Here is a 12,979-nt window from a genome sequence, read left to right as displayed (position 1 = left end):
TCAACCACCGAAGTCATCGAGCAGGATGTTCTCCGGCTCTACACCCATGTCGGTGAGCATCTTGACGACGGCGGCGTTCATCATGGGCGGCCCGCACATGTAGTACTCGCAATCCTCAGGTGCCGGGTGGTCCTTGAGGTAGTTTTCGTACAGGACGTTGTGGATGAAGCCCGTCGGGCCTTCCCAGTTGTCCTCAGGCTGCGGATCGGACAGCGCCAGGTGCCATTCGAAGTTCTCGTTCTCTTCGGCCAGCTTGTCGTATTCCTCGTTGTAGAACGACTCGCGCATGGAGCGCGCACCGTACCAGAACGACATCTTGCGCTTGGAATTCAGACGCTTGAGCTGATCGAAGATATGGCTGCGCATCGGCGCCATGCCGGCACCACCACCGATGAAGACCATCTCGGCGTCGGTGTCCTTGGCGAAGAACTCACCGAACGGCCCCATCACGGTCACCTTGTCACCCGGCTTCAGCGAGAAGACGTAGGTGGACATCAGACCCGGCGGATGCTGGGAATTCGGCGGCGGAGTGGCGATACGGATGTTGAACTTCAGGATGCCGTACTCTTCTGGATAGTTCGCCATGGAGTAAGCACGGATGACCGGCTCTTCGTTCTTGTGCTGAACGTTGAACAGACCGAACTTCTCCCAGTCACCACGATACTCTTCTTCGATGTCGAAATCGGAGAACTTGATGTCGTAGGCCGGCGCTTCCAGCTGCACGTAACCACCGGCGCGGAAGTTGACTTCCTCGCCTTCCGGCAGCTGCAGGTTCAGCTCCTTGATGAAGGTCGCGACGTTCGGGTTGGCGGTGACGGTGGTTTCCCACTTCTTCACGCCGAAGATCTCTTCCGGCACTTCGATCTTCATGTCCTGCTTGACCGGGACCTGGCACGACAGGCGCCAGCCTTCTTTCTTCTCACCCATGGTGAAGTGGGATTCTTCGGTCGGCAGGATGGAACCGCCGCCTTCCGAGATCCGGCACTTGCACTGGGCACAGGAGCCACCGCCACCACAGGCGGAGGACAGGAAGATGCCGTTGGCGGCCAGGGTCTGCAGCAGCTTGCCGCCGGCCTGGGTCGTCAGGGTGTTGGCGGGGTCGTTGTTGATCTCGATCTGGACGTCACCACTCGAGACCAGCTTGCTGCGTGCCGCGAGAATCACGAGCACCAGGCCGATAACGACCACGGTGAACATGACGACGCCGAGCACGATGATGGAGGTATCTACCATTTCGATTTCCTTATGCTCGGTTGCGTTACAGCTGGACGCCGGAGAAGGACATGAAGCCCAGCGACATCAGGCCAACGGTGATGAAGGTGATGCCCAGACCCTGCAGGCCAGCCGGCACGTCAGAGTACTTGAGCTTCTCGCGGATACCGGCCAGTGCAGCGATGGCCAGTGCCCAACCGAAACCGGCACCCACGCCATAGATGACGGACTCACCGAAGGTGTAGTCACGCTGCACCATGAACAGGGCCGCACCGAGGATGGCGCAGTTGACCGTGATCAGCGGCAGGAACACGCCCAGCGCGTTGTAGAGCGCCGGCACGAACTTGTCGAGGAACATCTCGAGGATCTGGACGATCGCCGCGATGACGCCGATGTAGGACAGGTAGCCCAGGAAGGACAGGTCGATGCTCTCCGCCCCTTCCAGACCCGTCCAGGTCAGCGCGCCTTCACGCAGCAGGTAGTTCAGGATCAGGTTGTTGACCGGGACGGTCACCGCCAGCACGACGATGACGGCCACGCCCAGACCGATCGCGGACTGGATCTTCTTGGACACCGCCAGGAAGGTACACATGCCCAGGAAGAAGGCCAGTGCCATGTTCTCGACGAACACGGCCTTGATGAACAGGCTCAGATAGTGTTCGAACATGTTACACAGCCTCCTTGATCTTGGTGTTGGCGGTAATCTTGTACTCCGCCTTCTCGACCTGCTCCGGGTAGATGCTGCGCAGCACCCAGATGAACAGACCGATGACGAAGAACGCGGACGGCGGCAGCAGCATCAGGCCGTTCGGGATGTACCAGCCACCGTCGTTGACGGTCTGCAGGATGGTCACGCCGAACAGGGAGCCGGAACCGAACAGCTCACGCACGAAGCCGACCACCAGCAGGATCACGGTGTAGCCGAGACCGTTGCCGATACCGTCGATGAAGCTCATCGTCGGGCCATTCTGCATGGCGTAGGCTTCAGCGCGACCCATCACGATGCAGTTGGTGATGATCAGACCGACGAAGACCGACAGCTGCTTGGACGTCTCGAAGGCGAAGGCCTTCAGCGACTGGTCGACCACGATGACCAGCGAGGCAATGATCGTCATCTGCACGATGATGCGGATGGACGACGGGATGTGATTGCGGATCAACGAGATGAACATGCTGGAGAACGCTGTCACCAGGCACACCGCGATACCCATGATCAGGGCGGTGTTCATCGAGTTGGTCACCGCCAGCGCGGAGCAGATACCGAGGATCTGCAGCGCGATGGGGTTGTTCTTGAAGATCGGCGTCGTCAGGACACCTTTAGGAGTTTCGGCTGCCATCATTACGCTCCTTTGACGTCACGGAACTGGGTCAGGTACTTGGCGAAGCCATTCTCACCCATCCAGAACTGCAACAGGTTGGTCACGCCGTTGCTGGTCAGGGTAGCCCCTGACAGCGCATCGACCTGGTACTTGGCATCCGGAGAAGACGGATTCACGCCGCCCTTCTTCAGGTGCACTTCCGGGTCCATGCTGCCTTCGGGATAGATCTTCTTGCCATCCCACTGGGCCTTCCACTTCGGGTTGTCGACTTCGCCGCCAAGCCCCGGAGTTTCGCCCTGCTGGTAGAAGGAGAGACCGACCACGGTGTTGCCGTCACCCTTCAGTGCCAGATAGCCGTACATCATTGACCACAGGCCGTTGCCGCGCACCGGGACGATGATCTCGTCCGGCTGCTCGACATCGCCGACCAGGTAGACCACGGAGTACTGCTCACGACGCTTGATGCCCGGCAGGTCTTCGTCGCCAGACAGGGTGCGTGAGGTGGCCGGGTCCTTGGACATCTTGGCCTGGTCGTACTTCTCCGGGTCGATGTCATCGACGTATTCACCGGAATCCAGGTCCACCACCTTGGCGGTGACCTTGTCACGGAACTGCTGACCGATGTCCTCACCCGGTTGCAGCAGCTCGGCGACCGCGAGGATGTTGCTCTTGCGGTCCAGCTCGGCATTGGTCAGCTGCATCGGACGCAGCACGACCGCCGCGGTGGAAACGACCACCGAGCAGACGATGCACAGCCCGAGCGCGACGCCGAGGGTTTTCTTGATGGAGTTGTTGCTGGCCATGTCAGACGGTCTCCTCGTTCGCGATGCCGGCAGTCTCGCGCTTGACGCGGCGCTTGATGTTGGCCTGCACGACGAAGTGGTCGATCAGCGGAGCGAACAGGTTGGCGAACAGGATCGCCAGCATGATGCCCTCCGGGAAGGCCGGGTTGGCGACACGGATCAGCACGGTCATCACGCCGATCAGTGCACCGAATACCAGCTTGCCCTTGTTGGTCATGGACGCGGAGACCGGATCGGTGGCCATGAAGACCATGCCGAAGGCGAAGCCGCCGATGACCATGTGCCAGTACCACGGCATCTCGAACATGGCATTGGTGTCGCTGCCGATGGCATTGAACAGCGCCGAGGTCGCGATCATGCCCAGCAGGACGCCCAGCATGATTCGCCACGAGGCGATACGCGTCCACAGCAGCACTGCGGCACCGAGGAAGATCGCCAGTGTGGAGACCTCACCCACCGAGCCCGGAATGAAGCCGAGGAAGGCATCGGTCCAGCTCATCTGCTGCATCAGGGCACCCATGCCATCCTGCGCGGCAGTGGAGAGCGCGGTCGCACCGGTGAAGCCGTCTGCCGGTACCCATACCGCGTCGCCGGAAATGCTGGCCGGGTAGGCGAAGTACAGGAAGGCACGGCCGGACAGTGCCGGGTTGAGGAAGTTCTTGCCGGTACCGCCGAAGACTTCCTTGCCGATCACCACACCGAAGGTGATACCGAGCGCGACCTGCCACAGCGGAATGGTCGCCGGCAGTGTCAGGGCGAACAGCACCGAGGTGACGAAGAAGCCTTCGTTGACCTCGTGGCCGCGACGCATCGCGAACAGCACTTCCCAGAACCCGCCGACCGCGAAGGTCACCAGATAGATGGGCAGGAAGTAGGTGGCCCCCAGGATGAAGTTGGCCCACACGCTGCCGGCATCGTGGCTACCCGCCAGCAGCATGACGATGGCTTCACGCCAGCCGCCCAGTGCGCTGTAACCGCCAGCGATGGCCTCGTTGGCCTGCAGACCGGCGTTGTACATGCCGAAGAACATGGCCGGGAAGGTACACATCCAGACCGTGATCATGATGCGCTTCAGGTCGATGCCATCACGCACGTGAGTGGTGCTGCGCGTGACGCTCGCCGGCGCATAGAAAATGGTGTCCACGGCTTCGTAGAGCGCGTAGAACTTCTCGTACTTGCCACCTTTGTGGAAGTGCGGCTCCAGGTTATCCAGAGTCTGTCGAATGCCCATCATCAGACCTCTTTCTCGATCGTGGTGAGGTTGTCACGCAGGATGGGACCGTACTCGTACTTGCCCGGGCACACGTAGGTGCACAGCGCGAGGTCCTCTTCATCAAGCTCCAGGCAGCCAAGCTGCATGCCGGTCTCGATATCACCCACGATCAGCGAACGCAGCAGCTGCGTCGGCAGAATGTCCAGCGGCATGACCGCCTCGTACGCGCCCACCGGCACCATGGCACGCTCGGAGCCGTTGGTGGAGGTGTTCGGGCGGTAGTCGGTCAGACCGGTCAGCTTCGACAGGTAGATACCCAGCACCGAGTGACGCTTGGCGCCCATCGACAGCCAGCCCATGAAGGCACGCTTGTTGCCTTCCTCGAGCAGGCTCACCTGATTGTGGTAGCGGCTGACGAAACGCAGCGCCCCTTCACAGGTCAGGCCGGAGAACACCGAACCGGAGATGACACGCGTGTCTTCCGGCTGCTCGACTTCGCCCTTGAGCAGCTCTTCGGTGCTGGCGCCCAGACGGGTGCGCAGCAGACGCGGCTTGGTGGCACGCGGGCCACCGACGGCGATGACGCGCGTGGTATCCAGGCGACCTTCCGCCAGCAGCGTACCGATGGCGACCACATCCTGATAACCGACATGCCAGACCTGACGCTGCAGGCTGACCGGTGCGAGGTGATGGATGTGCGTGCCCGGCAGACCCGCCGGGTGCGGGCCCTTGAAGGACTCGCTGACCACACCGGAGACGTCGCCACCCGGGATATCAGCACCCGGTGCCTGGCACAGGAACACCTTGCCTTCGGTCAGACGCGTCAGTGCGACGAGACCCTGACGGAAAGCGGCTTCCTGACCCTTGAGCACCACGGCCGGATCCGCGGACAGTGGGTGGGTATCGATGGCGGTGACGAAGATGGCTGCCGGCTTGGCATCCAGCGCCGGCACGCGCGAGAACGGGCGGGTACGCAGCGCCGTCCACAGGCCGGACTCGACCAGCTGGTCGACCACGACCTGACGTTCGAGACCTGCAATGGCGGCATCGCCATGTGCAGTAAATTCCACAGCTTCGCCCTGCGCGTCGATCTCGATGACCACGGACAGAAGCTTGCGCTTCTCGCCACGATTGATCTCGACCACAGTACCGGCAGCAGGCGCGGTGTAACGGACGCCCGGGGTCTTCTTGTCGGTGAACAGGAGTTGCCCCTGCTTCACCTTGTCCCCTTCGCGGACTTCCATCGTCGGCTTCATGCCGACGTAGTCAACACCCAGGATCGCTACGCGACGAACGGGCTGCGCATCCTCGATACGCTGCTCCGGCGCCCCGGCGATGGGGAGATCCAGGCCACGTTTGACTTCGATCATAGACTCGCCCAATTGTCGGATCTGATGTTGTTCAGGAAAGATCACCCATCGTAGATACGCCTCGAGGCCGATAATTGACCAGGCAACCTCGCGATTTTCGCGTATCAGGCAATGTGAATGCTTTTCTTATCAGACGGTTGGAGGTGTAGCCCAGAGATTGGACCGGCCCAAAAAAATCCGGCTCATTATAAAGATGCGAGGCCGGAAAGACCATACGACACTAAAGTGGTGCACACGCCGAAAACGCCAACGCCCCCGCCATCATTGAGGGCGGGGGCGTTGTAACAGCAGGTATTTATTTCAATTTTTCGCAAGTCACGCCACAGACGCGGCGCATTGACTCAGCGCGTAGGGAAGTAGCTGAAACGCACGTTGGACATGTGCTGCAGAATACGCACCACCTGACAGCTGTAACCGAACTCGTTGTCGTACCACACGTACACGACGGCCTGCTTGTCGGTGACGATGGTCGCCTGGCCATCGACGATGCCGGAATGGCGGTTGCCGACGAAGTCCGAGGACACCACTTCACAGGAATCGACGTAGTCGATCTGCTTCTGCAGCGAGGAATGCAGCGAGGCGGTGCGCAGGAAGTCGTTCATGCGCTCAGCGTCGCTTGCGGTGTTCAGGGTCAGGTTGAGGATTGCCATCGAGACATTGGGCGTCGGCACGCGGATCGCGTTGCCGGTCAGCTTGCCGGAAAGCTCCGGCAGTGCCTTGGCGACGGCCTTGGCGGCACCGGTCTCGGTCAACACCATGTTGAGGGCCGCGGCACGGCCACGACGGTCACCACTGTGGAAGTTGTCGATCAGGTTCTGGTCGTTGGTATAGGAGTGCACTGTCTCGACGTGACCCTGGCTGACACCGTACTCGTCGTGCAGCACCTTCAGCACCGGCACGATGGCATTGGTGGTACAGGAGGCCGCGGAGATGATGCGGTCATCGTCACTGATGTCGGTGTGGTTGACGCCGTAGACGATGTTCTTGAGATCGCCCTTGCCCGGTGCCGTCAGCAGCACCTTGGCCACGCCCTTGCACTCCAGGTGCTGACCCAGGCCCGCTTCGTCACGCCACTTGCCGGTGTTGTCGACCACGATGGCGTTGTCGATGCCGTGCGCGGTGTAATCGATCTCGGTGGGCGAATTGGCGTAGATGATCTTGATGTAGTTGCCGTTGACGATCAGCGCCGAGTTTTCTTCATCGACGGTGATGCTGCCCTCGAAGGGACCGTGCACCGAGTCGCGACGCAGCAGGCTGGCCCGCTTTTCCAGGTCATCCTTGCTGCCACGCACCACGATGGCGCGCAGACGCAGCAGGTTACCGCCGCCAGCTTTCTCGATCATGATGCGCGCCAACAGGCGACCGATACGCCCGAAGCCATACAGGACGACATCCTTCGGGTCGCCGCCCATGCCGCCTTCGACGTAGCCACCGACGATGTCGGCCAGCTCACGCTTGAGGAAGGCGGTGATGTCCGTCTCGTCAGAGCGCTTGAAGGCGACCGCCAGCTTGCCGATATCGACGTGGGCCGGGCCCAGGTTGAGCTCGATCATCGCGCGCACCAGCGGGAAGGTATCTTCCACTGACAGCTCGACGCCTTCGGCCTTGCGCACCCAACGGTGGTTCTTGAGGATGCGCACCATCGAGCGATTGATCAGCGAACGCCCGTAGATGGAGGGCACGACGTTGAAGCGGCGGTAGAGATCTCCCAACAGCGGGATCATCTGCTCCGCGAGGGCTTCATTGTCCTGCCACTGCTTGAAACAGGCTTCGAGATTCTCTTGGCTCACGGGTGCATCCTCTCACGTGCGGGCAAATAATGATGGTCGTCACCGAGCGCTTGGCGACGCCGGACAAGGCCAGCTGAGTATGCGTAACGCGGCTATGCACCACAATGAAAGGATGGTCGCACGCAGGGTAGTAGTGCTACAGAATCAACGATTTGACTACAAAAGCGTTTCCCCCATCCCGCGCTCGGCCATCTGTGTCCACGGTGCTGAAAAGCACATCACTTGCCCCCATATAGCGACTGACTTGCTATGATCAAGCGCGACTCCTTTCATGGCGGCGACTGACGTTGCAGCCCCTTGCGCTGCGACAGCTTGCGTTGAAGCGCGCCTGGCAAGCCAAGGCATCGCGTCTGCCTTGTCGCGCTCATGAGTATTCTGCGCGCTATTGAATGTGCCGCGCGCTCACCAATGTGCCGTGCACCCGAGAGACTGCCTTGCGCCCATGAGTCGCTCAGCGTCATCTGCATGCGTGGGCCGCTCATCGTGAGCGACTGACCCAGCACCTTATTCACTCGGGCCCTGCCCGTGACGTCATCCCGTGCCGTGAACGCCGCAAGGCGTTGCGCCCAAGCCCAGGACACAAGACACCAGAGCCCATGTTCGAGACTCCGCTGACGCCCCCGTTGCCGCGCTCGCGCCGCGAAACCACCTTCTGGATGCTCAATGACCCTAGCGCCGCGGCGCTGGCGCTGGCGCGCCTGGCCGATGCCGATGAAGCGCCGCTGATGGTCATCACCCCGGACACCGCCAGCGCCCAGCGCCTGGAAGCCGACCTGCGCTTCTATACGCGCCATCCCGAGCGCCTGCTGCCCTTCCCCGATTGGGAAACGCTGCCCTACGACAGCTTCTCGCCGCACCAGGACATCGTCTCGGAGCGTCTGCGCACCCTGCGTACCCTGCAGACCAGCCGCCGCGCCATCGTGCCGGTGCCGGTCAACACCCTGATGCAGCGCCTCGCGCCGGTGGATTACATCGCAGGCCAGGTCTTCAGTCTCGCCAAGGGCGACATCCTCAATCGCGAGGACTTCCGCTCACGCCTGTCGCGAGCCGGTTACCGCGCGGTGGAGACGGTCTACGAGCCGGGCGAATACGCCCTGCGCGGCGCATTGATCGACCTGTTCCCCATGGGCAGCGAGCAACCGCTGCGCATCGACCTGTTCGATGACGAGATCGACACCCTGCGTGCCTTCGACCCTGACACCCAGCGCAGTGGCGACAAGGTCGAGGCGATCGAGATTCTGCCCGCACATGAATACCCGCTGACGCGTGGCGCCATCGCCTGCTTCCGCGAGGGCTTCGAGACGCTGTTCGATGTCGACCCGCGCCAGTGCATTCTCTACAACGACGCCATCAAGGGCATTCCCTCGCCGGGGCTCGAGCAGTACCTGCCGCTGTTCTTCGACGAGACCGCGACGCTCTTTGATCATATGGGCGACGAGCTGCGCATCGCCATGCTGCCCGGCGTGCGCGAGGCAGCCGAGAGCCACTGGGACGCCATCACCACCCGCTACGCCAATCTGGGCGTCGACCCGACACGCCCGCTGCTGCCACCGCACCGCGCCTTCGTGCCGGTCAATGAGCTGCTGGGCCTGATCAAGCAGCACGAGCGTATCGAGCTGGTACGTGAGTCCAATGCCCACGCCATCGAATTCGGCCATCAGACGCTGCCGAGCCTGGCCATCGATGCGCGCAGCGCCGACCCGACCCAGGCCCTGGCCAGCTTCCTCAAGCAGCGCCTGAACGGCGAACATGCCCAGCGTGTGCTGTTCGTCGCCGAGACCCAGGGCCGCCGCGAAGTCGTAGAGGAGCAGCTCACCCCGCTGCTGCGCGGCTTCGGGTTGCGCAGCCTGGATGACTTCGCAAGCTTCGAGCACTTCGTGGACAGCCCAGCCGCCGTCGGCCTGACCGTCGGTGGCCTGACACATGGTACCTGGGTGGCCAGCGCGCAGGCAGAAGATGCCCTGTCCAGCGATGACAGCGACAGCCACAAGGGGCTGGTGGTCATCACCGAGACCGAGCTCTACGGCGAAGTGGTACGTCAGAGCCGCCGCCAGGCGCGCGCCACCGATGACAACGAGCTGGCCGTGCGCCACCTCTCGGAGTTGCGTGAAGGCGCGCCGGTGGTGCACCACACCCACGGCGTCGGCCGCTATCTGGGGCTGGAGACCATCAACGCCGGGGGGCAGGAAGCCGAGTTCCTCGCGCTCGAATACGCCGATGGCGCAAAGCTCTACGTGCCGGTGGACAGCCTGCACCTGATCTCGCGCTATTCCGGGGCCAGTGACGAGCTGGCGCCGCTGCACAAGCTGGGCTCCGAGCAATGGGAGAAGGCCAAGCGCAAGGCGGCCGAGAAGATCCGTGATACCGCCGCCGAACTGCTGGATGTCTATGCACGCAGAGAGGCGCGTGTCGGCCATGCCTGCGACTTCCCCGCCGAGGACTACGCACGCTTCGCGGCCAGCTTCCCCTTCGAGGAAACCCCAGACCAGGCGCAGACCATCGGCGCGGTGATCCAGGACATGTGCGCGCCCCAGCCGATGGACCGCGTGGTATGTGGCGATGTCGGCTTCGGCAAGACGGAAGTCGCGATGCGCGCCGCCTTCCTCGCCGTCAATTCCGGCCGCCAGGTGGTGGTGCTGGTGCCCACCACCCTGCTCGCTCAGCAGCACTACGACAACTTCCGCGATCGCTTCGCCGACACCGCGGTGGAGATCGCCCTGCTGTCGCGTTTCACCAGCGGCAAGGGCCAGGAAGCCTCGCTCGAGCGCATCAGGAACGGCCAGGCCGATATCGTGATCGGCACTCACAAGCTGCTCTCCAAATCGCTGGAGCTGCCCAACATGGGGCTGCTGATCATCGATGAGGAGCACCGCTTCGGCGTCTCCCAGAAGGAGCGCCTCAAGAGCCTGCGCGCCGAGGTCGACATCCTGACCCTGACTGCCACGCCGATTCCGCGCACGCTGAACATGGCGATGAGCGGCATCCGCGACCTGTCCATCATCGCCACGCCACCGGCGCGCCGCCTGTCGGTGAAGACCTTCGTCCAGCAGCGCAACGACGGCGTGGTCAAGGAAGCCATCCTGCGCGAGCTGCTGCGCGGCGGGCAGGTCTACGTGCTGCACAATGAGGTGAAGACCATCGAGGAGAGCGCCGCGCGCATCGCGGAGCTGGTGCCGGAGGCCAATGTCGGCGTCGCCCACGGCCAGCTGCCGGAGCGCAGCCTGGAGCGGCGCATGTCGGACTTCTATCACAAGCGCTTCAACGTGCTGGTGTGCTCGACCATCATCGAGACCGGCATCGACATCCCGAGCGCCAATACCATCATCATCGAGCGCGCCGACAAGTTCGGCCTGGCCCAGCTGCACCAGCTGCGTGGCCGCGTCGGGCGCTCGCATCACCAGGCCTACGCCTACCTGCTGACCCCGCATCCCAAGGCGATGACCCGCGATGCGGTCAAGCGTCTGGAGGCGATCAGCGAGTCCCAGGACCTCGGTGCCGGCTTCACGCTGGCCTCCCATGACATGGAGATCCGCGGCGCGGGTGAGCTGTTGGGTGACGAGCAGTCCGGCCAGATGGAAACCATCGGCTACTCGCTGTACATGGAGATGCTCGATCGCGCCGTGAAGGCCATCAAGGCGGGCAAGACGCCCAATATCGAGTCACCGCTGGATGAAGGCGTCGAGGTCAGCCTGAATCTGCCGGCACTGATTCCGGCCGATTATCTGCACGACGTTCAGCAGCGCCTGATGATGTACAAGCGCATCAGCAACGCCGAGAACGCAAGCGACCTGCGCGAACTGCAGGTCGAGATGATCGACCGCTTCGGCCTGCTGCCGGAGCCGGTCAAGACGCTGTTCCGCCAGACCCAGCTGCGCCAGCGCGCCCAGGCGCTGGGCATCATCAAGCTGGAGGCCGGCGCCGGACGTGGTCGCATCATCTTCGGCGCCCAGACGCCGGTCGATCCGCTGACGCTGGTCAACCTGATCCAGCGCCAGTCGGATGTCTACAAGCTGGAAGGTGCCGACACGCTGCGTTTCGCCACCGACATGGACGACGCCGAGGCGCGCTTCAGCTTCTGCGAGACCTTGCTGGACCTGCTCAACGCCAAGACCAAGGCGGCCTGACGCGCCCTGCGCTGCCAGGCGCCTGGGTTCGAACTTGGGCATGAACTTGAGCGTGAGCGTGAGCTTGAACGAAAAATGAAAACGGCCTGCATCGCGGATGCAGGCCGTTTTTTCGTGCGGGCATACCCTCTACACGCTCTACACCCTCTACACGCCCTACCTACACCACCGCCTACCTACACCACCGCCTCCCCCCACTCTCCTCCTGAGGTCAGGCAGCTCAGGCATGGCGCGCCAATAGCGTCGCCAGCAAGCGCTGCACTCTGGGCATGCCGGCCTCGATCACGGATTCCGTGCCCGCGCGGGTCGGCTCCTCTTCGCCGACGCCTGCGGCATGGCTGATCACCAGACACAGGCTGGCGTATTCCATCTCGAGCTCGCGCGCCAGCACGGCCTCAGGCATGCCCGTCATGCCGACCAGCGTATTGCCATCGCGCGCCATCAGGCGGATCTCGGCGGCAGTCTCCAGCCGCGGCCCCTGCACCACGCCCAGCACCCCGCCGGCCGAGAGGGGCAGCCCCGCCTCGGCGGCGGCCGCATGCAGCTCCTCACGCCAGACCCGATGATACGGCCAGGCGAACGACACATGCTGGAACGGCTTGAAACGCCCATCGAAGAACGAACCCTCGCGACCGGTGGTGTAATCGATCAGCTGGTCCGGCACCACCAGCGTGCCCGGGACCAGCGTCGGGTCGATGCCGGACACGCAGTTGACTCCCACCACATGGGTCGCGCCCGCCTGTTTGAGCGCCCATAGATTGGCGCGATAGTTGATGCGATGCGGCGGCACCTTGTGCGGTTGGCCATGACGGGCCAGAAACAGCAGCGACTGACCATTCAGTCGCCCTTCCACGACGCCACAGGAGGCCGCCCCCAGGGGCGTTTCCTGCCCGCCGCGCCTGAGCACTTCCATGCCTGCCCAACTGCCGAACCCCGTCCCACCGATCACCGCCAGCATCGCCCGCCTCCTTGCCACCCATGTGCAGGAATCTCCCGGGACCGGACACCCCGATCCTCAGCGAACGCTACTCCGAGCCGACCGACAACGACAAGCACAATCGTCACGCTCTGCGCCAGGAGAACAGAAAAGGCCCCGAAAACGACACCACCCGCCGCGGTTGCCCGGGCGGGTGGTGAACGAGTGTCAT

Annotated in this window: 9 protein-coding genes; 1 reads left to right on the top strand and 8 read right to left on the bottom strand. The window is 62.9% G+C overall.

The annotated features are described in order from the left end of the window. The 7 genes from nqrF to CLAM6_RS04405 form a co-directional block, all read right to left on the bottom strand. Positions 1-1,233 carry an NADH:ubiquinone reductase (Na(+)-transporting) subunit F gene (nqrF, locus tag CLAM6_RS04435; RefSeq protein ID WP_043331915.1) on the bottom strand — a complete coding sequence of 411 codons (1,233 nt, stop codon included), beginning with the start codon at positions 1,231-1,233 and terminating at the stop codon, positions 1-3. 25 nt (positions 1,234-1,258) lie between these two features. Next, positions 1,259-1,879: an NADH:ubiquinone reductase (Na(+)-transporting) subunit E gene (gene nqrE / locus CLAM6_RS04430; RefSeq protein ID WP_043331916.1), complete on the bottom strand. Its 621-nt coding sequence runs from the start codon at positions 1,877-1,879 to the stop codon at positions 1,259-1,261. Position 1,880: 1 nt separating this feature from the next. Beyond that, a complete protein-coding gene (locus CLAM6_RS04425) occupies positions 1,881-2,549 on the bottom strand; it encodes an NADH:ubiquinone reductase (Na(+)-transporting) subunit D (protein WP_043331917.1) in 669 nt (222 codons plus the stop codon). A gap of 2 nt (positions 2,550-2,551) precedes the next feature. After that, complete coding sequence (locus CLAM6_RS04420; protein WP_153635247.1) at positions 2,552-3,334, bottom strand: Na(+)-translocating NADH-quinone reductase subunit C; 783 nt, start codon at positions 3,332-3,334, stop codon at positions 2,552-2,554. A gap of 1 nt (position 3,335) precedes the next feature. Then, positions 3,336-4,568, bottom strand: coding sequence for an NADH:ubiquinone reductase (Na(+)-transporting) subunit B (locus tag CLAM6_RS04415; RefSeq protein WP_043331920.1), 1,233 nt, complete (start codon positions 4,566-4,568; stop codon positions 3,336-3,338). Continuing rightward, positions 4,568-5,917 carry a Na(+)-translocating NADH-quinone reductase subunit A gene (locus tag CLAM6_RS04410; RefSeq protein WP_054555019.1) on the bottom strand — a complete coding sequence of 450 codons (1,350 nt, stop codon included), beginning with the start codon at positions 5,915-5,917 and terminating at the stop codon, positions 4,568-4,570. The genes CLAM6_RS04415 and CLAM6_RS04410 overlap by 1 nt, the downstream gene beginning before the upstream one ends. 341 nt (positions 5,918-6,258) lie before the next feature. Beyond that, positions 6,259-7,707 carry a glyceraldehyde-3-phosphate dehydrogenase gene (locus CLAM6_RS04405; RefSeq protein ID WP_043331922.1) on the bottom strand — a complete coding sequence of 483 codons (1,449 nt, stop codon included), beginning with the start codon at positions 7,705-7,707 and terminating at the stop codon, positions 6,259-6,261. Between the two features lie 596 nt (positions 7,708-8,303). Between CLAM6_RS04405 and mfd the strand changes: the two genes are divergently transcribed. Continuing rightward, on the top strand, positions 8,304-11,831 hold the full coding sequence (gene mfd, locus CLAM6_RS04400) for a transcription-repair coupling factor (protein ID WP_153635246.1): 3,528 nt from the start codon (positions 8,304-8,306) through the stop codon (positions 11,829-11,831). Between the two features lie 220 nt (positions 11,832-12,051). Here mfd and CLAM6_RS04395 read toward each other — a convergent pair whose 3' ends face one another. Next, complete coding sequence (locus CLAM6_RS04395) at positions 12,052-12,789, bottom strand: S-methyl-5'-thioinosine phosphorylase (protein ID WP_153635245.1); 738 nt, start codon at positions 12,787-12,789, stop codon at positions 12,052-12,054. Between the last annotated feature and the right edge of the window lie 190 nt (positions 12,790-12,979).

Origin of the sequence: Cobetia sp. AM6 (assembly GCF_009617955.1) — a bacterium.
GTDB classification, from domain to species: Bacteria; Pseudomonadota; Gammaproteobacteria; order Pseudomonadales; family Halomonadaceae; genus Cobetia; species Cobetia amphilecti.
Note: the sequence above shows the minus strand (reverse complement) of the source record. Positions and strands in the feature narration are given on the sequence as shown.

Bases quoted from the DNA above. Each gene is read 5' to 3' on its own strand.
- nqrF (WP_043331915.1), bottom strand. From the start codon at position 1,233: ATGGTAGATACCTCCATCATCGTGCTCGGCGTCGTCATGTTCACCGTG.
- nqrE (WP_043331916.1), bottom strand. From the start codon at position 1,879: ATGTTCGAACACTATCTGAGCCTGTTCATCAAGGCCGTGTTCGTCGAG.
- CLAM6_RS04425 (WP_043331917.1), bottom strand. From the start codon at position 2,549: ATGGCAGCCGAAACTCCTAAAGGTGTCCTGACGACGCCGATCTTCAAG.
- CLAM6_RS04420 (WP_153635247.1), bottom strand. From the start codon at position 3,334: ATGGCCAGCAACAACTCCATCAAGAAAACCCTCGGCGTCGCGCTCGGG.
- CLAM6_RS04415 (WP_043331920.1), bottom strand. From the start codon at position 4,568: ATGATGGGCATTCGACAGACTCTGGATAACCTGGAGCCGCACTTCCAC.
- CLAM6_RS04410 (WP_054555019.1), bottom strand. From the start codon at position 5,917: ATGATCGAAGTCAAACGTGGCCTGGATCTCCCCATCGCCGGGGCGCCG.
- mfd (WP_153635246.1), top strand. From the start codon at position 8,304: ATGTTCGAGACTCCGCTGACGCCCCCGTTGCCGCGCTCGCGCCGCGAA.
- CLAM6_RS04395 (WP_153635245.1), bottom strand. From the start codon at position 12,789: ATGCTGGCGGTGATCGGTGGGACGGGGTTCGGCAGTTGGGCAGGCATG.